Raw genomic sequence first — 25,026 nt, forward strand, 5'->3', positions numbered from 1 at the left:
AAGGTCAATTCGCAGTGCACTGGGGGGATTATTTGATTTTTAAGGCTTTGTTTATAATGTGTTCCTGCTCTTCTTGGTGTACCTTAAAGTAACCTGTAGCAGGGGAGGCACTGGCTTTTCGAGCAATAACGTCCATAGGGAAGTCACGGAACAATGCACGCATCATATACGTCCAGTAGCCCATATTTTCCGGCTCCTCTTGCACCCAAACTACTTCCTTGTTTTTGCTGTAAGACTTCACCACCTCCACGATCTGTTTCTCCGGAAGTGGATGAAGCTGCTCCACCCTGACGATGGCCACATCTTTCACTTTTTCTTTTTCCCTGGCCTCGATAAGATCATAATAGATTTTTCCTGAACAGAGCACTACCCTGGTAACATCTGTCTTCTTGACAGTCGTATCATTCAGCACTTCCCTGAAGCCACCTTTGGTGAACTCATCGATCGGGGAAACGACCTTAGGATGTCTCAACAGTGATTTAGGAGACATCACGATACATGGCTTTCTAAACTCCCATGCCAATTGTCTTCTGAGCAGGTGGAAGAAGTTTGACGGTTCTGTGATGTTTGCCACCACCATGTTATACTCGGCGGATAGCTGCAAAAACCGTTCAGGACGGGCATTGGAGTGCTCCGGGCCCTGTCCCTCATATCCGTGAGGCAACAGCATTACCAATCCATTCATCTTTTGCCATTTGGACTCCCCAGAACTGATAAACTGGTCTATCATGGTCTGTGCGCCGTTGGCAAAATCCCCAAATTGCGCCTCCCAAATGGTCAATGCATTCGGGTTGGCCATGGCATATCCATACTCAAAACCAAGTACAGCGTACTCGGATAAAAGGGAATTATAAATGTGGAATTGACCTTTATTGTCCTTCATTTCCTTCAGGGAATTGTAGGACTTGTTGGTATTTGCATCATGAAGCACTGCGTGACGGTGGGAAAAAGTGCCCCTTCTACAGTCCTGCCCGGTCAGTCGGACGGTCTTGCCCTCCAGCAACAATGAACCATACGCCAACAACTCCGCAGCTGCCCAGTTAAGGGACTTGGAACTATAGAACATGTCCTTCCGCTGCTTCATCTGGGCTTCGATTTGCTTGATCGGCTTGAAGCCTTTTGGCAAAGAGGTAAGGGCTTCGGCCACTTTTTCGATCGCCTCTTCAGAAATATAGGTATCAGGAGACTTGTCAAAATCCGCTGGTTCTGATTTTCTCAGCTCCTTCCAAGCCTGCTCAAAAGGCGAGGACTTGTAGGGAAGCGGCTTCTCTTTCACCATGTTTAGCCTATCCTGTAGGAGCTTCCTAAACTCCTTGTCCATTTGCTTGGCCAGCTTGGCGTCCACATCGCCCCTCTCCATCAGCTCTTTGTTATAGATTTCCCGAGGGTTGGGGTGCTTGGAGATAATATTGTAGAGGTTTGGCTGGGTAAATTTCGGCTCATCAGACTCGTTATGGCCATGGCGACGGTAGCAAACCATGTCAATGAAGATGTCCTGATTGTATCTTTGCCTGAAGTCAGCCGCCAATTTGGCCGCAAAAACGACGGCTTCCGGATCGTCTCCATTCACGTGGATCACCGGCGCATCGATGATCTTTGCTACATCTGTACAGTAGATGGAGCTACGGGCATCATCAAAGTCCGTCGTAAAGCCCACTTGGTTGTTGATCACAAAGTGGATGGTCCCTCCCGTATTATAGCCTTTCAGGTTAGCCATCTGCGTGACCTCATAGACAATGCCTTGTCCGGCCACTGCCGCATCACCATGGATGAGGATTGGCACCACTTTGTCTTTATCACCTTCATATTGGTGATCGATTTTCGCCCTTACAAATCCTTCGACTACAGGATTTACCGCCTCAAGGTGAGAGGGGTTCGGGGCCAATTTCAAGTTGATTTTTTTATCGCTAGGGGTAGTGATTTCACTGGAAAAGCCCATATGGTATTTCACATCGCCGTCTCCCATGGTGAGGTCTGGCTTGGCTGTTCCTTCAAATTCAGAGAAAATCTGCTCATACGTTTTCCCCATGACATTGGCCAAGACATTCAAGCGGCCACGGTGGGCCATGCCGATCATCACTTCCTCTGCTCCTAAATCTGCCGATTTGTTGATCACCGCATCCAAGAACGGGATGGTACTCTCTCCGCCTTCCAACGAAAAGCGCTTTTGTCCTAAATATTTTGTATGAAGGAAATTCTCAAATACAACAGCCTCATTCAATTTATATAGAATGCGCTTCTTTTCCTCATCGGGTGGGTTAAAGGCTAAGGCTTCTTTTTCGATTTTCTGCCTGAACCAATCCAACATTTCCGGATCCCGGATATACAGGTATTCGAAGCCCATCGTCCCTTCATAAATCTTTCTAAGCGACTCCAGGATTTTGCTCAATTTAGCATCGCCGATTCCGATTTCGTTTCCTGCTTGAAACTCGGTATTCAGATCTGCTTCACTCAACCCAAAATCCTCCAGGTCGATCAATGCCTTTCGGTCCCTTCTTTCCCGCACAGGGTTGGTTTTGGAGCGAAGGTGCGCCCGGGAGCGATAGGCATGAATCAATGCCCTCACTTTGATTTCCTTTGGCAATTGCTCCATGTCCATAATGGTGCCTTTTGTAGCAAGTGCCCCGTTTTTGGCTGCCCCATTGGAGCTACCACCGCTTACGGCTCCTCCATCCTCATCTTCTCCAAACTTGGTAATGGCAAAGTCAAATCCATCAAAAAATGTCTTCCAACTTGGCTCGATTGATTCTGGGTCTTTTTTGTAATCCTCATATAACTCATCGATATAAGCTACATGGGCATTGGAAATGTATGAATATTTGTCCATGATTTGTGTTGTTCGCTTTGCAAATATATATCATTATGCATTTTTAATAAAACCGCTTATCCGTATACACAAATAAACCTGAATATCAATACTTTATGTTTTAAGGATCAAAATAATAATTGCAAATCGCTATGGTTTTATAAATATAAATTTGGTTTTTGATCATTTTTAGAAGGAGGTTTGGAATTTGGGACTTTACCGCCATTTATTATCCTGAGAAAACTTTCGTTTTTTTTAAAATTCACTTCGAAACTTTAGGGATATAATAGAAATTGAGTGGATTTTCTATCTCAAACACAAAGCCCGTTTCCATTATTCTCTCCCCACTCACCACTTTAAAATCGGGAAGGTCCTGCTGACGATAACTTTTGGGTGGAGCAAAGCCCATTTCCTGTGCATTCTTTTCATATACTTCCCGCTTTTTTGGATGTATAGGGCAAACACCGTTATAGGTTTCTCCCCATAATTCCTTTTCAATCACATGCGCGATCAGCCGCACGGCATCTACCTGATGAATGTAATTCACCGGAACATCCCCTGCCACATTCTCTTTTCCGGAGAAATAGCTGCCCGGCACCCGGTCCATTCCCAGTAATCCTCCGAACCGAATTACCGTCAGGTCGTAAGCAGCATCCTCCCTCAGTATATTCTCCGCCCCAAATACCGCCGAATGCCCCGTACTATTGAGACACAGTTTTGTGGTTTCAGTCACTTCATTGTTGGTATTGGGATAGACGGAGGTAGAACTGGTGTAAATCACTCTCCCTACTCCTGCTTGCTTGATAAGTGTTTTGAGGTACTTTATCTGCTCGGGATGAAAAGTCTCCGGCATGGATCGGCGTTTTGGGGGAATATTGACCACGACCAAGTCAGCATCAAAAAGTCGGTTAAAACCATTGCCAGAAGGATGGGGATCCAGTCGGAACACCACATTGTCGATTCCTTCGTCCAACAACTGCCGGTGCTTCTCAGGGGAAGTCGTACTTCCCAGTACCTGATGTCCCTTTTGCGCTAGCCGTCTTGCCAATGGCAGCCCTAGCCACCCAAGGCCAATTATGCTTATTTTCATGGTAAAGGTTTTGGGTAAATAACGTACCAACAGAAGACATGTTTGCCATTTACCCATAAAAAAACCTTCTCTCATAAGAAAGAAGGTTTCAAATTATTTATCCTTTTTGGGCATGGTTCCCAAAATCACATCCCATAGTGGAGAACTTACTCCAAAAGCCACGTCAGGATCCTTATAATGATGAATGGCGTGATTTACCCAAAGGATCTTCAACGCATTTTTAGGAGGCTGAAAAGCATGTACGATATAATGCACACCCAAATACAATGCATACCCCATCAAAAATCCCGGAAGGAAGTACAGCGCATAATCACCCATCAAAAAGGTAAATACAAAATAAAAGATGCAAGCGTACAGACCACTGATAAATGGTGGCATGGCCAAACGGTCCTTGTCCTTCGGATAATCGTGATGGACACCATGTACAGAATATTGTAATTTATCCTTCATAGGCGTATCGGGCACCATATGAAAGAAATATTTATGCATCAAATATTCTACAAGGGTAAATACCAATAATCCAACTATAGTCACCAATAAGCCTATTCCTATGGAAATTGTTGTGGTGGTCAACGCATAAAACAGTGAAACGCCACCAATCACCAGAAACATGACAATAGGAATACTAATATGTGTCCTGGACATCTTTTCCAGCACCGGATTCTGGAACATTTGTGCCGATCCATTATTATCCGGCCTCTCCAGTCTTCCAATTTTTTTCATCCTAACTTACTATTTTTTCCGTAAATGCATCCAAGCGGCTGAAAGATAACCTTTTACCCTTACCCACTACGTCTACCTCATTAATTTCACTACAAATTTAACGGATAGAATTCAAAAGGAGTTATTCTTTTCGGGAAATAATGATTAAAATCAGTTATTTGGACGTTGTAAGGGTTTTTTCAATGGTTTTCTTATAAAATTCCTCGTACCGAGGTAGAATATTGGAGACATCAAACTCCTTTGCCCTGGCCAAGGCCCTTTTCTTAAACGCAGGCAGATTTTGATCCGAAAGGATATGAAGGGCCTTTTCGGTCATTCCTTTGATATCTCCTACTGCACAGGCAAACCCTGTCACTCCATCAATGTTTAACTCTGGGATACCACCAGCATTGGAAGACAATACCGGCACTTCGCAGGCCATGGCCTCTAGTGCAGCCAACCCAAAACTTTCCTTTTCGGAAGGAATTAAAAACAGGTCTGCCACAGAAAGCACTTCCTCAACTGCATCCAATTTCCCCAGAAAACGCGTGTCTTCGCAGGTTCCCAACTCCCTACAGAGCCTTTCCATCTTATCCCTTTCGGGGCCATCTCCCACCAGCAACAGCTTGGCAGGAACCACTTTCCGCACTTCATAAAACACCCTGATGACATCCTCAACCCGTTTCACCTTTCTGAAATTCGATGTATGGACGAGGAGCTTTTCATCATCGGGACAAATGGCCCTTTTGAAATGTTCCTTTCGCTGCTTTTTAAACCGGTCCAGATCGATAAAATTAGGGATAACCTGAATTCCGTTCTTGATTTCAAAATGATCGTAGGTCGCCTGTTTCAAATCTTCCGAAACCGCCGTCACCCCATCGGACTGGTTAATGCTAAAGGTCACTACCGGCTCATAGCTGGGATCCTTCCCTACCAGGGTAATGTCCGTTCCATGCAATGTCGTGACCACAGGAATCTCAATCCCCTGGGTCTTCAATATCTGTTTGGCCATGTAGGCGGCGGAGGCATGCGGAATGGCATAATGCACATGAAGCAAGTCCAGCTTCTCAAATTTTACCACGTTCACCATCTTACTTGCCAAGGCGAGTTCGTATGGTGGATGTTCAAACAAAGGGTAACTTTTGATATCTACTTCGTGATAGAAAAGGTTCTCACTCAAAAAATCCAACCGGGTAGGCTGCTTATAGGTAATGAAGTGCACTTCATGTCCTTCCTTGGCAAGGGCTTTACCCAGTTCTGTGGCCACTACACCACTCCCACCGAAGGTAGGATAACAGACAATTCCGATTTTCATGTTTTCAGGGTTAAAAAACGATTTTTTTTAAGAATTTAGAAGCTATAACCTTTCCTTTCAGGATTTTGTTCATCAAAGGTCTATTTTTTTACTTACGGATAGCCCTGTATATGATATCCTGAATATCCGTCCGCACATTATCTCTCAGCAGTGAATTGTTGCTGGCATTGGGATAGACCCTATTGGACAGAAAAACATAGATGAGGTTTTCATCTGGATCTGCCCATACTGCTGTGCCCGTAAAGCCTGTATGGCCAAAACTATTCTTGGAAGCCAATTCGCCCGCAGGCCCGCCTTCCCCAGGTTCAGGATCGGGTTTATCCCAGCCCCAACCCCTCCGACTTTGGTCAGACTGTCGTTTTGTAAATTCTTTAACGGTTTTTGCATCCAATAGGTTTATCCCTCCGTACTTGCCGTGCTGTAGCATCATCTGCATCATCACCGCCAAGTCATGGGCGGTACCGAAAAGTCCGGCATGTCCTGCCACTCCTCCATACATGGCCGCTCCGGGATCATGCACATGGCCTCTGACCAGCTCATGCCTAAAGACCACATCATTTTCGGTGGGGGCTATCCTGTCCATATCATACTTCTCCAAGGGCCGGTAAGTCAGCGTGTACAGCCCCAAAGGGTGGTAAAAATTCTGCTCTAAAAATGCATCCATCGGCTGGTTTAATATTCGCTCCACGACCTTTTGCATAATGTACATGGTCAAGTCCGAATACTTATAATCGTACCCTTTGCTAGAGGATTTTCGCCGAAGCGGAGACTCCACTGTCCACTTCCACACACTGTCCGGCAGCGCATCCATACCGTACATGCCTTTGGCGACTTGAATGCTATAGCCGCTGCCTTTTGTCCGATGATAAAAAATGGGATCCCATTTCCCTGAATGGATGGTCTTAGTATAATGGGGTATCCATGGCGCCAATCCTGCCTCATGCGCCATGATGTCATTCAGCTTAAGATCAGCTTTATTGGTCCCTATTAACTCTGGAAGGTATTTAGACACAGGGTCCTCCATATCGAGTAGCCCTCTGCTCTCCAGAAACATCACTGTCTGGGTGGTGGCCATGACCTTCGTGATGGAAGCCAGGTCATAAACCGTTTCAGGGGTTACGGTCTGGCCTTTTTTGTAATCCAAGTGACCGTAACCTCTTTCGAACACCACTTTACCATCCTTAGCTACCAATACACAGGCACCCGGCGTGGACTTCCGGCGGATGGCCCGGTTCACCACCTCATCGATGTTATTGAGCGTCCGACTGTCCATTCCCTCATTTTCTGGATAACTATAGCCCAACCTGTCCTTTGATTCGAATGGAACCGAAATCCCGGCAGGCAATCCTGCACTTACCGTGGCTGGCAAAGCCCCATTTACCCCACGGGCACCGAAGATCACTTGTGGAGCCAACTTCTCCGTATATTCATTTTCCTCATAGGCCACCAGCACGTTTGGAAGGCCTTCAAGGTACTTGGCCGCATAGGCATTCCCAAAGAGCACCGTGATGACGTTGTATTTTTCACTCAGGTTTTTGATGAAATACATGTCATCCGCTTTGATCCCGAAATTCCTCCTAGGGCTGTTACTGACATCGGTAATGCCCACTACAATGGTGTTAAAGTCGTTCAGGTTTTGCTCAAGGGCCCGATAGGATTGGTTATTACTGTTTCGGGGCAGTCTATAATGTGTAAACTTACCGAACTTGTCGAGGTAGTGCTGAAAAGTTTCTCCACCGTTCCCCAAGGTAATGGAAGCCATTTTCAGCAGGTCTTGGTTACGGATGGGCAAGAAATTCCCTTTATTGGACACCATGGTCATGGAACCAGCATAGAGGCGTTCTACCAACGCTGCTGTTTCATAGGTACTGAGCCGCTCCACCAAGTGGTCGGTGTTTACATGTTGGGGCCTATTCAGCCCGGCCCAATATTTGGCTTTTAGGATCTTGCGGACGCGGCCATCGATCTGGGCTTTGGATATCCTGCCTTCTTCGACTGCCTGCAAGATTAACCGCTTGGACTTGGGCACATCTTCTGCATACAAGAGCACATCGTTACCGGCCAGCAATGCCAGCAAATCCACTTCGCCCGGCTCGTGAAGACTGCTGACGCCTTTCATGTTCAAGGCATCCGTAAACACCAATCCCTCAAAGCCCATGTCTTTTTTGAGCAGGTCATTGACCACGGCGGGGGTAAGGGTGGTAGGTTTGCCGGCGGTAGTACCCAAACTGGGGATGTGCAAATGCGCCACCATCACACTCATCAGGTTTTCCTTGATCAATTGGCGGTAGGGATAAAGGTCAATGTCCTGGATCTGATCCTTCGAATTTTGGATCACCGGTGTGGTATAATGGGAATCGGAATCGGTGTCTCCATGCCCCGGAAAATGTTTGGCGTTGGCCATCACACCATGGTCTTGGAGCCCCTTCATATATGCCACAGCCTTTTTGGCCACCTTTTCCTTTTGCTCTCCAAACGCCCGATAGCCAATGACCGGGTTGTTTGGATTGGAATTGACATCCACCACTGGGGCAAAATTCACATGCATGCCCAACTCCTTGAATTGTCGGGCGATTTCGGTTCCCATGTCATAGATCAACTCATCATCGCGAATGGCCCCCAAGGTCATTTGCTTTGGAAACTGGATCACACTGTCCAGCCGCATGCTCACGCCCCATTCTGCGTCCATGGCGATCAGCAACGGGGTTTTGGTAATGGATTGGTAGTAATTGGTCAGGTGCGCTTGCCTGACAGGGCCACCCTGAAAGAATATCAGTCCCCCAAGCTGCTCCTCTCGAATGAGCTTGGCAATCCTTTGCTTATGCGCCTCTCCGCGATTGGAATAAGCCGCCACCATAAACAGCTGCCCCAGGCGCTCCTCAAAGGTCAGGCTGTTAAAGACGCTGTCCACCCATTTCTTTTGGGCCACATAGTCCCGCGTGCGAAGCGGATCGCCCGGATTTTCAATACTTTCCTTCTCAAACCCAAAAGATAGTTGAAAAAAGACCATCCCTCCGATCAGCATCAAGACGAACGGCACCCGCCAAACTTTTTGATTCATCCGATTGTTTAATTTTTATTGCTTAAAATTTAAAATAACTTTGTAAAGATTACTTTTGACAGTCTCTAGCAAGTAATCCTCAAATTTACGAATATTCAGGCTTTTATCTACCATAAATAGTGACAAGCAAAACCAACGTTACCACATTTAACGTTATGATAGTGTAAACGAATTCAATTACCAGCATGAAATTTCCATCAATATTTAGAACTGCCAGCCCAATGCGCTTTGACATCAAGCCAAGGCACTATGATCCTGTGAAGGAGGAGATCGAACAACGTACGGCAAGGATCAAGCGGGAGTTGGAAGCAGAGGGCTTACTTTCTAATGGAAAAGACCAAGCTATTGAAGATGCCTATCGAAGCGCCGAAGGGTCTTCCATTCGGGGGGCATTTACGCAGGGAAGCCCCATTCGCAACAAACCTTCAGCCCTCTTTTCAAGTGCCGGGATGCTCAGGATGATTATCCTGTTGGTCTTGGTAGGAACCATTACCGGTTATTTGTATTGGGGAATAGAGGCATTATACACACTTCTGTATATTGGCATCGGAATAGCGGTCGTGCTGTTCCTTATAAGATTGAAAGGCAAAACAAATGAGTGATATTATCCAACTGCTCCCGGATGCTATCGCCAATCAGATTGCCGCCGGAGAAGTAGTTCAAAGGCCCTCATCAGCATTAAAGGAACTTTTGGAAAATGCCGTTGATGCAGGTGCCACAGATATTCAAGTATTGGTCAAAGAGGCAGGCAAAATGCTCATTCAGGTCATTGACAATGGCAAGGGCATGAGCATTACGGATGCCAGAATGTGTTTTGAGCGGCATGCCACTTCCAAGATCAGGAGTTCTGAGGACCTCTTTGCCATTCGGACTTTTGGCTTCCGGGGTGAGGCCATGGCATCCATTGCGGCCGTGGCCCAAGTAGAGCTCAAGACCAGGGCAAAAGGGGAAGAACTGGGTACGCTGATCTGTATCGAAGGCTCAGAAGTCAAGAAGCAGGAACCGGTCGTGTGCCCTGAAGGGACATCCATTGCGGTAAAAAACCTCTTTTTCAATGTGCCTGCACGCAGGAATTTCCTCAAGTCCAACCCTGTAGAAATGAAGCATATCGTAGAGGAATTTCAGCGGGTAGCCTTGGCCAATCCGGCGGTAAGTTTCAGCTTGATCCATAATGACATGGAGCTTTTTAAGCTCAGTCCCGGAAAGCTCAGCCAACGGATCGTGGGAATATTTGGAAAAAACTATCAGAGCCAACTGGTATCCTGTGAAGAAGAAACTCCTCATGTGTCCATCAAGGGCTATGTGGGCAAACCGGAAAACGCCAAAAAATCCCGTGGCGAACAATATTTCTTTGTGAACAACCGCTATATCAAAAGCAATTACCTGAACCATGCGGTTTCCAATGCCTTCGAAGGACTTATGTCTCCTGATCAGCATCCTTTTTATGTACTGTTCTTGGAGCTGGATCCCTCACATATCGACATCAATGTGCATCCTACCAAAACGGAAATCAAATTCGATGATGAACGTACCATCTACTCGGTGGTCAGGGCGGGCGTAAAGCAGGCCCTTGGAGCCCACAATGTCGTCCCCACGTTGGATTTTAGCTTGGATGTGAATTTTACCGAAACCTGGAAGCACGACGAGATCAAGAAGGATGAGGTCAGCCGGGAAAACAGCTATAAAACATACAACAGCCCCACCATCAAAAAGCAGGATACTGCTGGATGGGAGCGGTTGTTTGAAGGAGAAAAAGGCATCAATGTGCGGGAAACGGCCATGCGGGAAAGCGAAGAGGAATCGTCAGCCTTGCTGACATTTTCCAGTCGTGCCAACGAAGATGAAGAGCACATCCCTGCTCCTACGCCAATGGCACAGGCCTTCCAGTCTGAAGACCGCACTGCCGGCACGACTTTTCAGGTGGAATTAAACTATATCGTCGCCCAGCTCGGCACGGGGCTCTTGCTGATCGATCAGCAGGCCAGTCATGAACGCATCCTTTACGAGCGCTATATCAAGCAGCTTAAAAATACCGGAGGCGCCTCGCAGCAATGCTTATTCCCCCAAAGCCTGAGCCTGAGCCTAGCAGATTATACCCTGGCCATGGACCTCCATGAAGAGCTGAACAGTCTCGGCTTTGTGTTGGAGGAATTCGGCAAAAACACGTTATTGATCAAGGGTGTCCCTGCCGATGTGCAGATCAACAATGAAAAAGCCTTGTTTGAAGGCCTGCTGGAACAGTTTAAGCATTTCAAATCAGAATTATCCCTTGACAACAAGGAAAACTTGGCGCGGTCTTTGGCAAAGAAATCATCGATCAAAAAAGGCACCAAGCTCAAAAGCCAGGAAATGGAAACCTTGGTCGGGCAGTTATTTGCCTGCCAAAACCCAAATTATGGGCTTTCGGGGAACAAAACCTTTGTAAAACTTGATTTAAGTAAAATACGCAGCTTTTTTGAAAAATAATATATGTTTAGATCCCTAACCCCCGTCGTCAAAAACCTATTGCTGATCAATGTGGGCCTTTATGTAGTGGCCAGCTTCCTTTTGCCACAGCTGGATGGGTTATTTGCCCTTTACTATATTGAGAGCAAATATTTCATGCCATTTCAGTTTTTGACGTACATGTTTATGCATGCTGGACTTTGGCACCTGATCAGCAATATGTTCGGGCTATTTATCTTTGGCCCTTTGCTGGAACAATTTTTAGGGCCCAAAAAACTGCTTACCCTATGGATGGTCTGCGGGGTGGGAGCCGGTGTGCTCTATTCGGGCTATACGGCGTTCCAAATGAACCAGCTGAACCAAAAGGTGGAGACCTTTTACAACAACCCGGATCCTGAGGTGTTCAATCAATTTGTTTCTGACAACAGCTATATGTTTAACAATAGCGTCTATGACTTCATTGACAAATTTAGCCGTGACCCAAGCAACGAGACCTATGTTCAAAACGCCAAATCGATTATGAACAACATTCGGGACCAAAAATCCAATATTCCCATGGTAGGTGCTTCTGGCGCATTATTCGGGGTATTGGTGGCCTTTGGCATGCTGTTTCCGAACACCCAATTGTTTTTGCTTTTCCCGCCCATGCCCATCAAGGCCAAGTACCTGGTGCTTTTCTATGGTCTCTACACTGTATATAATATTATTGTCAACAACCCCACGGATAACGTGGCACACTTTGCGCATTTTAGTGGTTTAATTATCGGCGCGATTTTGGTAACTTTCTGGAAAAAGGATAGAACTAGCTTTTACTGATCATGTACGGAGGATTCTGGTATTATTTAAAAAACGCTTTCAATCATAAAGACAATAGCCTTTACAAATTATTGGCCATCAACCTGCTAGTCTTTTTGGTTTTTTTGGTGCTTAGGGTGTTTCTTACCATCAGTGGTGAAGGAGCCCTTTATCAGCAGCTTTTGAGTTATTTTATGATGCCTGCAGAAGTGAGCAGGATCATCACCCAGCCGTGGTCCATCTTTACATACATGTTTATGCATGAAGGGATTTTCCATATCCTGTTCAACATGCTGTTTCTATATTGGTTTGGATTGTTGGTACAAGAATACCTGGGAAGCAGGAAACTGGCCAATCTCTACATCCTGGGAGGACTCGCCGGGGCAGTGCTCTATGTCATCATGTACAATGTAGCGCCTTACTTTATAGAACAACGAGATGCCGCGCTGATGCTGGGCGCCAGTGCCGGGGTGTATGCCATCGTCGTGGGAGCCGCTACCCTGACACCTGACACCACATTCCACTTGCTCTTATTGGGACCTGTCAAGATCAAATACATCGCTATATTTTACGTGGTCATTGCCTTTGCTAACAGCACCGGTGCCAATGCCGGCGGAGAACTGGCCCACCTGGGCGGTGCCGCAATAGGATATTTATACATCACCATGCTCCGCAAAGGAACCGATTTGGGCACCCCTGTTCAAGCGGTCGGAAGGTTCTTCGAAAATGTCTTTGCCGGAAGGCCAAATGTAAAAGTGACCTACCGGAAGAAAAATCCTCCTTACAAGAGCGAGCCCCTTCGTGAAACGGACACCAAAACCTCCAAAAAAGAGGGCACCACCCAAGAAGAAATCGATAAGATCTTGGATAAAATCGCCGACAAAGGTTACGACAGCCTGAGCAAAGAGGAAAAAAGGAAGCTTTTTGAATACAGCAATAAGTAGTATTAAGTAGTCAGTAGCTAGTATCAGGTAGTCGGTATTGAGTACGGAGTGGAATCTTGGGATCCTCGGCTTGCCCGGAAGGGCGGATTTATCCGTTAGAACCTGAGCAAGCCCAGTGATATCACCCATGAGAAGGGGCTTAGCCACCCACATCAAGGCGTACATGACTCACCGCCCAGTAACAATGGACCATCCAGACGCACGCGAAAATTAATAAAACATAATACGCTTTACAAACAGCATTTTAATAGCTACATTATAATCAAAAGTACCTTTTTTAGATTATAATGAAATATAAGCGTCACTATTTACTATCGATTGTGCTTTTTGTGGTTTTTTCCCCGCAGCATGTGGCCTTTGGGCAGCAAGACACTTATGTCCCGAATAATCCGGGCTGTAACGGACAGTGGATAGATGGGGACTGCTGGGACGTAACCAATCCAGACCCTACCTGTACCGTCATCAACGCCTATCCTCCTGGCGCTGGCAGCTGTCATACGGAAATCATCATTAACGATGATCTCACCCGCATCACTTCCCTGACCATTTCAGGAAGTACGGATATTTACATCAATAATGGAGCAACCCTTACTTTTGGCAACAACCTCACGATAAACGATGGCCATCCCTTGAATGTATTTATCGAAGAACCGTCATCATCCATCAATATTGTAAGCACCCTAACCGTAAGTGACCAAGCCACTTTCTCCATCTCTGGAGACCCGGATCGGCTACCATCCGATCCCATCACCAATTATGCGCATATTGGTGATGTAGAGATTGATGGGGCAGGCACGATAGCCATCGATGAAAATGCCGGTGTGGATATCGAGGGCGTTTTGGATATTCACAACCCGAGTAATGAAGATGATTTCTTTGCCTTGATAGCTGTAGAAGGTGCTTTTTACACGACTTCTATCATTGTGCGCGGCAATTCACATCTGGAGTTTGAAGTGGCCGAAAACAGTACAGTCATCGCTTCAGAGCCGGAAGGCACATTGGATATGAATGGTAATTCAAGCATGACGTTTATAGGTGATTACTACGATACGGACGGGGACGCCGACGGCACCAGCATCGTGGAAGTAGGAGGGAATATGGATACCAATGGCAGTGGTGCACTCATCACGGCTGATGATGCGACCATCTATACGTGCTACACCTTCCCTGATGGTATCGCTACAAGCACCGATCATGAAGGCCAGTTTTTTGAAGGGGAATGTGGTATCGTGCCCGTCGTCTGGCTGGAATTCTCAGCTGAGTTTGATCCCTCCACTGGTTATGTGAAACTCGATTGGGCCACCGCCAAAGAATGGGAAAGCAGTCATTTTGAAATCGAACGGACGCATGATTCCAATGAGGACTTCCAAAAAGTGGGGCAACTTCGTGCAACAGGATGGACAGACCAACCTTCGACCTATCATTATCGTGACAAGCTAGACCGCCTGCTATCCGATAAATTATATTACCGTATCAAGCAGGTTGATTTTGATGAGTCATTTTCATACACCAAAGTCATCACAGTGGACTTACCACTTAGGACACCAAATCAGTGGACCGCCTTCCCAAACCCTAGCGCTGAGCAGCTTTTCTTACGAAGTCCAAAAAATTTCTTCAGCACAGACAGCCAAGTCAATGTTCGCGTCTATGCTCCAGCTACTTCCGCTAATATCGGTCCAGTAAGCATTCCACATGATGAGATCATTCCACTACATACGCTATTGGCTAAAGCGCCCAAGGGACTGTTGATCTTGGAAATCAATTGGAACGACCGTACAGAACACATTAAAATTCTGCATCGTTAGCAAGAAAGTATTGGGATGTAGGTATCGAAACCCTTGCCCCACACATCATGAGTTTCTCAATAAGTAAAAAATGCGACCATTTAGTCCCGTGTACAGGAGAATGGCTTTTTGAAAATTTATTTCCCCTAAAAAGTTGATTAACTTTAAGGTTTGTTGAATGATGACCGGAGCAAATGATTACCCCAAAGGAAGTACTTAAGAATTTTTATGGATATGATAGTTTTCGCGGCCAGCAGGAAGCCATCATCCAAAGCATTCTAAAACAACAGGACACCATTGTGCTCATGCCCACCGGCGGAGGCAAGTCGGTATGTTATCAAATTCCCGCCATGGTGAATGATGGCCTGACCCTTGTTATCTCCCCGTTGATCGCCTTGATGAAGGACCAAGTGGATGCACTTAACGGTATGGGGATCCCTGCTGCTTACCTGAATTCTTCCCAGAGTGCAAGTGAACAACGCTTTGTCTCCGAAGAAATCCGGTCCGGCAAGCTGAAGTTGCTCTATGTGGCTCCTGAAAGACTCTTTGGAGGTGCTTTTCCATTGACAGAAACCCTGAAGACCTCCCGGCTTTCCCTGGTGGCCATAGATGAGGCCCACTGTGTCTCCCAATGGGGACATGATTTCAGGCCAGATTACCTGATGATCGGCCGCCTGAGACAGGAACTCCCTGATGTACCATTTGTAGCCCTTACCGCCACAGCAGACAAGCAAACCCGTGCGGATATCGCGGACAAACTGGGACTGAGAAAACCCAAATGGTTTATTTCGAGTTTTGACCGGCCAAACATTACCTACCGCATTGTGCCCAAGAGAAATTCTTTTGAGAAACTCCTCGATTTTTTGGAGTATCACCAAAAAAATTCGGGCATCATTTATTGCCTGTCCCGTAAAAATGTAGAGGATATGGCTGGACGCCTCCAAGCAGCTGGGCTTTCTGCCTTGCCCTATCACGCAGGCCTCGACCGACAAACCCGGGCAAGCCACCAAGAAAAATTCATCAAGGATAAAGTGAAGATCATGGTGGCCACCATTGCCTTTGGCATGGGGATCGACAAGTCCAACGTGCGCTTCGTTGTCCACATGAACATGCCCCAAAATATCGAAGGCTATTACCAGGAAACGGGGCGTGCCGGCAGGGATGGCCTGCCCAGTGATGCGCTGCTCTTCTATAGCTATGCAGACGTCATGACCCTCCAACGGATGATCGACACTCCGGACAACCCGGACTATTCGGAAGTCATGCTGGCCAAGTTGGAAAAGATGAAGCAGTTTTGTCAATCCAACACCTGCCGCAGACGCTATCTTCTGGGGTATTTTGATGAAGAGGAGCAAAAGGACTGTGGCAATTGCGATCGATGCCTGAGCAAAGACAACAAGCAGGACATGACGGTTCCTGCACAAATGTTGCTTTCCACCATCGTCCGGCTCAAAGAAAATTACGGACTGGGGTATTGTGTGCTCGTCCTTCGCGGCTCCAAATCGGCCAAGGTACAAGAAGAACACAAGGCCCTGACCGTCTATGGCATTGGCAAGGAAAAGTCCGAAGACTTCTGGAAAAAACTGGGCCAACACCTCCAGCAGGAAGGTTACCTTGCGGAAGCAGGAACGCAATTCCCCACCCTCAAGCTCACCACCATTGCCTGGGAAAAGCTTAAGGGAAAGAAAAAATTCCTTCTCCAGATGGGAGAAGGTGGCTTTGACCACCAGCCGACTACCGTTGCATATGAAGAAGGCCTCTTTGAAGAGCTTAAGCGTATTCGCTTCGGGCTTGCCCAAAAGGAAAATGTCCCCCCCTACGTCATATTTTCAGACAATACGTTGGTGGAAATGGCCCAATACTTACCCCATGACCATGACAGTTTCTTGCAGATATCCGGGGTCGGCCAGCGAAAAGCGGAAAACTATGAAGACCATTTTCTGCCGGTCATCAAATCCTATGCAGCAGAACACCTTCTAAAACCCAAAAAGAAACTTTCGGCCAGAAAACCCTCCAAATCAGCCAGCACAGGGCTTTCCAAAACAGAATTGGTCACGCTCCAATACCAACGAGACGGGCTGAACGTTTTTGAAATCGCCAAAGCTCGGGAAATGAGCCTTACGACCATTGAAGGACATATTGCCAAATTGGTGAAGCTGAAAAAACTGGAGGCCGAAACTTTTTTATCAAAAGACGACCTGCTGAATATCCGTTTGTTCTACAGGCGGCAGGAGGGAAGCTTTCTGAAACCCATCAAGGAGCATTTTGGAGAGCGCTATTCTTATTTTCAGATAAAAGTGGCCATTGCTGAAGAACAATAGACGCGCTCTAGCACACCGGAAAAGACTCACCTGTAGAACGTTCCATGCAGTTTTTCCTCTCCAAGGATCCCTTTAACGAGGATGATACCTTGGGAAAGGTTATGGTCCTGAGCGCCTTGGATAGCATCAGACCGTTTTAGCCGCAATTGTTCCACTTGCCCCTATTCGGTAACCAACACATGCCAAAGATTTTTTTTAAATTTTTACCCTTGATGCCTTTATAGGTTCCTGAAAAAAAATTAACACCCAATTTTTTTATGCTTTACCCCCCGCAAGATAAAAGGGCAAAAGACATATAATAATCCATTTTATTCACCGAAAAGCACCTCATACCACCATAAAACAATACTATACAACCACTTACATCACCACAACATCATTTCTTACCAACGCCTGAATTCAATACATGAAAAGTATAAAAACCAAAAAATACCCCAAACTGGGTATTTTTTGGGAAATCTTTATGGACTACCTTTGGAGTAGGGTGATTAAGCAACTTTTTCCACTTTGTTTTAAGTGAATAACGAAATATCAAGAGGCCATTTTAATTCTAATTTTTTGCGGCCTCTTATTTTTTTTGCCATCCCTTATCTTCTCTCATCGACTAGAACTTAAGATCAAGCAATATTTCTGGGAGATGATTTTCGACATGTTCTTATGAAAGAAAATTTCACACCGCTAAAACGACGCTTTTCCTCCATCCGCACGAATGGGTTTTAGCGGGAAGTTGTAGGTACTAGGACGGTCAATGCCGCTAAAACGGAAAACGTTGGTTGGGTTTATTTACCATGGGCTCCACCCATGGTTATGAATGTGCCGCCCCTGTGGGGCTAACTTTCGAGGTTACATCTTACACCATACCACGGATTTGCAACGCCTTAAGCATCCTATCTGCGTTTTTCAGCGTTCATTCGTGGCCAAATAGCCACCAAAGGTGGCGAAGAATATATTTACCCATCGAAATAGGCTACCCCATCTTTTCTGCTTGATTCAGGACTTCATGAAAGCATCAGGTGATCCCACATTCGGACATAAAAAAACCGGCAAATACCGGCTTTCTTTATTTTATCAAACACTGTATTTAGAATTACTTTAACCAAGCAAGGCTAATTTCATCTGGTGTTTTCAACCTGTCGGCAAGACGCATGTAGCGATCAGCCAATCCAGAAAGGTATTCCTGGGCTTTAGCGGCCCTTCCTTCCAAACCTGTCAGATGTTCAATTCTCCATAACTTCACCAAATGATCGATAATGCGTGCATAATCCCAACCGGTATATACGCCGATTTTCTGGGTGATGGCAGAAAACTGATCAAAAAGTGTAGGGTTATTGCCTCCTTTGCCCATCAAGACCGCTGGCATCACGATTTGCTTCCGCATCATCTTCTCAAATGCCAAGACAGCCCCATTAGGGTCGATCTCGAAAATACGGGACATGAAGGATTTATAAGCCTTTTCATGACGAGCCTCATCCCCAGCAATGGTCTTACAAATTCTGGATAATGAGATATCTCCGGCCTTATCGGCGAGCTTGCCCGTGTTTACATGACTTACTTTGGTGGCCCTTTCCTGAAAGGATGTATAAATAATCGCTTGATAAGGATCTTTTTCTGATTTCGGGTCAAATCCATTATAGATCAAGCGGTGAATGGTCTGTTCGACCGCCTTCATATCAGCTCTCCCGGATAGGTACAAGTACTTGTTCAGTAAGTCTCCATGCCTGTTTTCTTCTGCGGTCCATGCTTTTGACCACCTCACCCATCCCCGATCAGAAAGCAAGCTTCCTTCTGGGTTGATTCCTTCCAGGAGGTTAAAATAGGTCTGATAACTGGGCAATGCTTCTTCGGTAATCATGTTCCCAATCAAGCTAGTAATCACCGTATCGGGAATTTCAGCAGCCCTTTCTTGGAGCTTTCGCACCTCGTCAAAGGCGTCGGGCTCGCTCATATCAGGCAGAAAATCTGTAGGCTGCCAGCATTCATCTGGATTTACCAACACCGAATCCACCGTTTCACCCACCATTTTATCCAACTGGTTGGTTACTTCGAGATTCTTCTCCAATTCATAATTAATGGTTTCCGTACCTTTCATACTAAATATATTCTATTTGGGCGTTTTAAAGAGTAGGGCCTGCAATCCTCTACGCATATTCATTATTTTCACCACCTCAGGCCTTCTTTATGTAAGCGTGGTATTATAGAAAACGTAGAGATTGACCAACATGTTTTCTAAAACACCACAAGTTAGGTATTTAAAGACAAGCCACATAAAAAAGTAAAAAAATTCTGAAGGCTCCCGCCTCAAAGCAAAAATTCATCGCCAAATATCGGTAATAAATACGTAAAAAGAAAAAATGCTACCCGCAAGAGCAGGTAGCATTTATCAACTTCTAAATTTATATAAAGGTATTAATTTACGTCCCAGAAAAGGCTCACAGATACGTCATCACTTCCCATGGCGGATACAGCTTCATTATAATTAGCTGTATTCACATTTTGCTCGGAAATTGGATAAAGGTACCTGAGAGGAATGTCCTCATAGTCCATATCATAAGGGACATTTAGAATAGGGTAATCAAGACGTCTCCACTCGGTCCAGGCATCATAACCTCTATTGTAGAGGGCAATGTACTTTTGAAGCCCTATTTTTTGCCGGTAACCGCCCTCTGCAGTAGCATATGCTACGGATGGCTGGGCCAAGTAAGCGTCAATGGCTGCATCAGCAATCGGCGCTCCACCTACGATTTCATTTACACCAGACCAATACTCGAAGGAAGCTCTAATGGCATTTTCGTAATGTTCTGCTGCACTTCCTGCCAAAAATCCTCTTTCAACGGCCTCTGCTCTAAGAAACTCCACTTCACTGTAATCAAGGATAACATGGGTAAAGTCCGGCTCTGTTTGGTTTGGATTGATATGGGAGAAGTCTGCATAAACGTTAAAGTTCCCATACTCACCACCAACATAGGCACCTTCGTGCTCGGTATAGTACAGTCCAATTCGAGGATCATTAAGGTCATTCATAAAGTCGACCATAGTGTTGGAAGCGACATAGTCATTTCTACCACTTTGCACCAAATCCGACCAAACCGGATCGGTATTTGGAGGAGTTCCCAAAAACTGGAACGTCGCATCCAGATCAGCTGAAGCAAATGCATTTGGAGAAGCTTCGGCGACAGCGGCTTCTGCAGTAGCAGGATCCACGTCGGCCAACAACATGCCCATTCTAAACTTCAGGGAATTGGCAAATGCAAACCATCCATCCATATCCCCTTCATAGATCAAATCAGCAGAAGCTTGACTTCCAAATCCAGCATCAACATCCATATCTGCAATGGCAGCATCTAATCTGGCCAAAAGGTCCATATAGATCGTTGTCTGATCATCGTATTTTGGGAATGAATTCTCAAAATCCAATGCTTCAGAATAAGGGATATTTCCAAAAGAAGTCACCAAGGTGTACCAAGCGTAAACTTTAAGCACCTCACCGGCAGCTATTTGATTGGTCCTTACTGCCTCACTTAGGTAGCTATCATCTTCTAGTGCGAGTTTTGTAAACTCATCCAAATCAATCAGGACATCTCGGTAAAATGACCTCCACCACCAAGCGGGCGTACCACCATTGTAGAAGTCATACCTACTTTGGTCAATGTACTGCACTTCAGACCATTGTTGGGACAACAACCTGTTGATCTGTGGCTCAGCATGAAATTCAGCCATTTCTTTCTGCGCATTAGAGAAAAGCGTAATAGCCGGCACTTCTGCTGCGTCCTTCGTAATTTCATTCTTATCGGTTAGCCCATCGCAAGAAGCAAAAACCATTGCTCCCAGGAGGATATATATTATCTTTTTCATAGCTCTCTTTCTTAGAATTTCAGACGAAGATTAAATCCGTAAGTCTTGGTTGTCGGGTATGCACCACTTTGATAACCTTGGTTGTTACCAGCACCCAAGCTTTCCTCTGGATCAGAGTACTTCATGTTTTTGTGGATAATCCATAGATTCCTTCCGATAAGGGAAAGGTCTATACCTTGAACTCCTTTGATTCTGTCTACAAGGTCTCTTGGGAAAGAATAAGAGATAGAGAGGTTTCTAAGCTTCACATAGCTGGCGTCATAGACATACATGCTGTTAGGGTTTGTACCTGGCGCATAGCCCAACTCGCCGAAACTTGAAATATCCAATCTAGTGGTGTTCGGTTGGCCATTCGCATCTACACCTGGCAGGATGATACCTCCTGAAGAAGCGTCATTGGTTACCGGATCTCTTTTTGGATTGCCCAAATCATTCAGTCCGGCTGTTTCTGGATAGATCCCTGTGGCATCACCGTACCATCTATCCAAAGAGAAGACATCTCCGCCTTTCTGAACATCAATTAAGAAGGCCAAGCTGATGTTTTTGTATGTAAAGGAGTTGTTAATACCCCCGTACCAATCAGGATTGATGTCACCAATAACTCTATTGGACTCATTCGTCACCATATATCGGCCATCCTCATCCACCATACGTTGTCCCGTTTCGGTATCATATACAAAATCTCGTCCCCTGATGGTACCGTATGGTTGGCCCACCGCAGCATTTAAGGTTACTCCGCCTTGCAAGGAGGCCAATTCCAGGTTTTGATTATCACCATTCAGTGACAGTACCTTACTCTTGTTCTTCGTCCAGTTCACATTGATGGTCCAAGAAAAGTCTTGGTTTTGGATAGGTGTACCGAAGGCACTGATTTCCCAACCAGCATTCTGCAGCTCACCGGCATTCACATATCTGGAACTAAATCCAGTAGCGGTGGAGGTGGTCACAGGAATAATTTGGTCCACTGTTCTAGTATCATAATAGGTAACATCAAACCCATATGCGGCATCCATGAAAGTCATTTCAGCACCAATCTCAAAACTCTTCGTTCTCTCAGGAAGGAGATCGGGATTGTTTTTTGAACTTGGCATGGAGAATAATGGTACATCATCAAAAGCAGTAGGCTTATAATAAATATCCTGCAATACCTGAGGTGCCGCCGTGTTACTTACTTCTGCATAGTTGGCACGGAGTTTACCAAAGGTGAATACTTCTTTGTTGTTCAAAAATTCAGAGAAGATAAATCCACCCGAAACAGATGGGTAATAATAAGTGTTATTCTCTGGTGCCAAAGAAGACGCTTGGTCTCTACGAACCGTACCGTCCAAAATCAGGTAGTCTCTGTAGGTAAATGTAGCACCAGCAAATACACCGTTCACTTGTAATGTAGACTCCACTTCGGTAGGAGGAGACATTGGGTTCAGTGAGTTGGATAGGGAATACAAACCAGGCACTACTAGACCACCGTTTGTAGAGGCATCGATAGAATTGATCTGTGTCTTACGAATGTTTCCACCCAAAAGTCCTTTAAAGTCCAAATCTTCATTGATTTGCTTATTGAAGTTCATTAACAAATCGTAGTTGAACTCTTTATAATTTCTATTGAATCGGCTGTAGTTAGAAGGATCCAAGCTACCCACTGCAATTCTTTCTTCCTGAATCTCACTGTAGGTATCAAGGGATATTCTACCCATTACATCCATCCAGTCCGTCACCTCATAGTTAAGGGCCATATACCCTAAGGTACGGATACGCTCATCATTCTGATAATTTTCGTAACGTGTCCAGTAAGGGTTATCGGTGTATGCGGGTACTTGGGCCGTTTCATTTGACCAGTTCCACGTAGCGTTTCCATTGGTTGCAAAATACTCTGACTCCAATTCCTTGATGTCCACGTTAACTGGCCACCACTGACGGAATGATTGGTTTACATTAAGACCGCTGTAACCTGTTCCGTACCGACCAAGTCCTTCATTCATGGAGAAATTGATGGAAGCTGTCGCTGTAAGCTTCTCTACGATATCGTAACTTCCAGAGAAGTTAACGATGTTTTTCTTCATTCTACTGTTTGGCAAAATACCTTCCTGATCATTTCTGGTATAGCCCAATTTATAGTATCCTTTATCTGTTCCACCATTTAGCAAAATACTGGTGCTGGTGGACACCGGGCTTTCGAAAAATTCCACGGGAGTGTTTCGGGCCGCTTGCCAAGGAGTGGCTTGCTGATAGAACTCAGAAGCTGGGTTTACAGATTTCCAATCATACACCATTCGACCATCAAACGCTTCACCATAAGAAGCATCATCACCATAATAATAGAATGGAATATTAGGATCAAATCCTTCTAGATCGGCATTATAAAAAGAGGAACCATATCCTGCACCATATTCATTCTGATATTTGGCATATGTGCTCTTATCGATCTTACCAAAGGTAACACCAGCATTAACGGTTACCCCAAAGCCTTTGCTTCCCTTTTTGGTCGTGATCACTACTACACCATTACTGGCTCTAGAACCATAAAGAGCAGTAGCAGCCGCACCTTTCAGTACGTTGACACTGGCGATATCGTCGGGATTAATATCCGACGCTGCATTACCATAATCATAACCACCTCTACCAGTAGCTTGGTTATTGGTGTTGGTGATGGAATTATCCACTGGCACCCCATCAATAACAAATAAGGCTTGGTTATTCCCTGTAAGAGAGGATGAACCTCGGATAACCACGTTAGAAGATCCTCCAAGGTTATTACTACTCTTGATGTTCAACCCTGCCACACGTCCGGACAATTGATTGATAAAATTCGGATCACGGGTTTCATTAAGCTTTTCGCCATCTACCGATTGGGCGGCATAAGGAAGCTCATTTTTACTTCTCTCAATCCCCAAGGCAGTCACGACCACTTCCGATAATTCTTCTGCATCGGAGGCCATTGCGACATCAATGACAGTCCTGTTGTTAATGGGCACTTCCTGAGTGGTCATCCCAATAAAAGAGAAGATCAATACTTCTCCACCTGCAGGTACTTCTAAGGAGTACTTACCATCCAAATCAGTGACTGCACCTCGGGAGGTGCCTTTCACTAGAATGCTGACGCCTGGGACCGGTTCTTCGCTTTCGGCTGAAGTAACCGTCCCTGTTACTGATGTAGTCTGTGCAAAAGAATATTGCAAAAACATACATAGCAAGAGGGCTAATTGTACACTTTTCTTCATATGCGGTTGATTTGATTTTAGCGCAAAGTAGAAATCTCGATGCTAAAAAAAAATTTTACGATTTTTTAACATTTTGATAACGCTTTTGCACCCATTACCAAACGGTTGATTTTCAGTAATTTAATGAATAAAAAATTATTTAAAAAAAATTGTCCTTTTCCAATAGAACATATCACTAATTCTACCAATCGATAATTGCACGGAAATCGATTTCCGAAAAAATTAAAAGCCATTTACCATAAATAAACGTAATAAAATTTTATCAAATCACAGAAAACCCGTCTTTAATTTTTAAGTTTCCAAATTTAATTTTAAACGAGATCACCTTTATAATTGATGCTTTTTATTGAGAATTTATCATAGCTTATTTCAAAATATTATTTTGTTTAAAACAAAAAAACAAAAGCAGGTGATTTCGTAGGCCCATTTATACTTTTTATAATCTCATGCAAGAAACCACCCCATTTTACCCCCTGCTTCTCCGTAAAAAAGAACTAAAAGCGATAAAGCTCTTTTAAAAAACATCAACCATTTTATAAAATGCAGGCCAAGTAGATTAAAATTTTTGTAGCAATAATCCTAAAAATACCCCTATAAAATCTTCCCCAATTGCCTCTCGGCATACCTATGGAAAACAACCCCTTTCCCCCGCTATCCCGCTAAAATGGATCAAGCAATATCCCTATAGGCGAT

Annotated in this window: 14 protein-coding genes; 6 read left to right on the forward strand and 8 right to left on the reverse strand. The window is 45.1% G+C overall.

Translation table 11 applies throughout. The annotated features are described in order from the left end of the window. Window positions 1-28: 28 nt before the first annotated feature. The 5 genes from ECHVI_RS03745 to ECHVI_RS03765 all read right to left on the reverse strand — a co-directional run bounded on the left by ECHVI_RS03745 (window position 29) and on the right by ECHVI_RS03765 (window position 8,974). Window positions 29-2,827 (reverse strand): 2-oxoglutarate dehydrogenase E1 component, encoded by a 2,799-nt coding sequence (locus ECHVI_RS03745; protein ID WP_015264614.1) that lies wholly within the window; start codon window positions 2,825-2,827, stop codon window positions 29-31. Window positions 2,828-3,068: 241 nt separating this feature from the next. Continuing rightward, window positions 3,069-3,896 (reverse strand): NAD(P)-binding domain-containing protein, encoded by an 828-nt coding sequence (locus ECHVI_RS03750; RefSeq protein WP_041739380.1) that lies wholly within the window; start codon window positions 3,894-3,896, stop codon window positions 3,069-3,071. A gap of 93 nt (window positions 3,897-3,989) precedes the next feature. Then, window positions 3,990-4,619, reverse strand: a complete 630-nt coding sequence (locus ECHVI_RS03755) for a sterol desaturase family protein (protein ID WP_015264617.1) — start codon at window positions 4,617-4,619, stop codon at window positions 3,990-3,992. 154 nt (window positions 4,620-4,773) lie between these two features. Beyond that, the gene (gene bshA / locus ECHVI_RS03760; protein ID WP_015264618.1) at window positions 4,774-5,913 is read right to left on the reverse strand and encodes an N-acetyl-alpha-D-glucosaminyl L-malate synthase BshA; all 1,140 of its coding nucleotides are present in this window, start codon (window positions 5,911-5,913) and stop codon (window positions 4,774-4,776) included. Window positions 5,914-6,001: 88 nt separating this feature from the next. Then, a complete protein-coding gene (locus tag ECHVI_RS03765; RefSeq protein ID WP_015264619.1) occupies window positions 6,002-8,974 on the reverse strand; it encodes a serine hydrolase domain-containing protein in 2,973 nt (990 codons plus the stop codon). A gap of 185 nt (window positions 8,975-9,159) precedes the next feature. Between ECHVI_RS03765 and ECHVI_RS03770 the strand changes: the two genes are divergently transcribed. The 6 genes from ECHVI_RS03770 (at window position 9,160) to recQ (ending at window position 17,263) form a co-directional block, all read left to right on the forward strand. Further along, entirely contained in the window at window positions 9,160-9,576 is a 417-nt protein-coding gene (locus ECHVI_RS03770; protein WP_015264620.1) for a hypothetical protein, read from the forward strand. Further along, window positions 9,569-11,440, forward strand: a complete 1,872-nt coding sequence (gene mutL, locus ECHVI_RS03775; RefSeq protein WP_015264621.1) for a DNA mismatch repair endonuclease MutL — start codon at window positions 9,569-9,571, stop codon at window positions 11,438-11,440. Before ECHVI_RS03770 ends, mutL begins: the two co-directional genes overlap by 8 nt. 3 nt (window positions 11,441-11,443) lie before the next feature. Beyond that, window positions 11,444-12,235, forward strand: a complete 792-nt coding sequence (locus ECHVI_RS03780; RefSeq protein ID WP_015264622.1) for a rhomboid family intramembrane serine protease — start codon at window positions 11,444-11,446, stop codon at window positions 12,233-12,235. Window positions 12,236-12,237: 2 nt separating this feature from the next. Continuing rightward, entirely contained in the window at window positions 12,238-13,158 is a 921-nt protein-coding gene (locus ECHVI_RS03785; RefSeq protein ID WP_015264623.1) for a rhomboid family protein, read from the forward strand. A 287-nt stretch (window positions 13,159-13,445) separates the two neighbouring features. Next, entirely contained in the window at window positions 13,446-14,963 is a 1,518-nt protein-coding gene (locus tag ECHVI_RS03790; protein ID WP_015264624.1) for a hypothetical protein, read from the forward strand. A gap of 173 nt (window positions 14,964-15,136) precedes the next feature. Continuing rightward, a complete protein-coding gene (gene recQ, locus ECHVI_RS03795; RefSeq protein ID WP_015264625.1) occupies window positions 15,137-17,263 on the forward strand; it encodes a DNA helicase RecQ in 2,127 nt (708 codons plus the stop codon). A 1,087-nt stretch (window positions 17,264-18,350) separates the two neighbouring features. Here recQ and ECHVI_RS03800 read toward each other — a convergent pair. The 3 genes from ECHVI_RS03800 to ECHVI_RS03810 all read right to left on the reverse strand — a co-directional run bounded on the left by ECHVI_RS03800 (window position 18,351) and on the right by ECHVI_RS03810 (window position 24,333). Further along, window positions 18,351-19,352, reverse strand: coding sequence for an acyl-ACP desaturase (locus ECHVI_RS03800; RefSeq protein WP_015264626.1), 1,002 nt, complete (start codon window positions 19,350-19,352; stop codon window positions 18,351-18,353). 317 nt (window positions 19,353-19,669) lie between these two features. After that, window positions 19,670-21,115, reverse strand: coding sequence for a SusD/RagB family nutrient-binding outer membrane lipoprotein (locus ECHVI_RS03805; RefSeq protein WP_015264627.1), 1,446 nt, complete (start codon window positions 21,113-21,115; stop codon window positions 19,670-19,672). Window positions 21,116-21,126: 11 nt separating this feature from the next. Then, the gene (locus tag ECHVI_RS03810) at window positions 21,127-24,333 is read right to left on the reverse strand and encodes a SusC/RagA family TonB-linked outer membrane protein (protein ID WP_015264628.1); all 3,207 of its coding nucleotides are present in this window, start codon (window positions 24,331-24,333) and stop codon (window positions 21,127-21,129) included. Between the last annotated feature and the right edge of the window lie 693 nt (window positions 24,334-25,026).

The sequence above is a fragment of the Echinicola vietnamensis DSM 17526 genome (genome assembly GCF_000325705.1).
Lineage (GTDB): Bacteria > Bacteroidota > Bacteroidia > Cytophagales > Cyclobacteriaceae > Echinicola > Echinicola vietnamensis.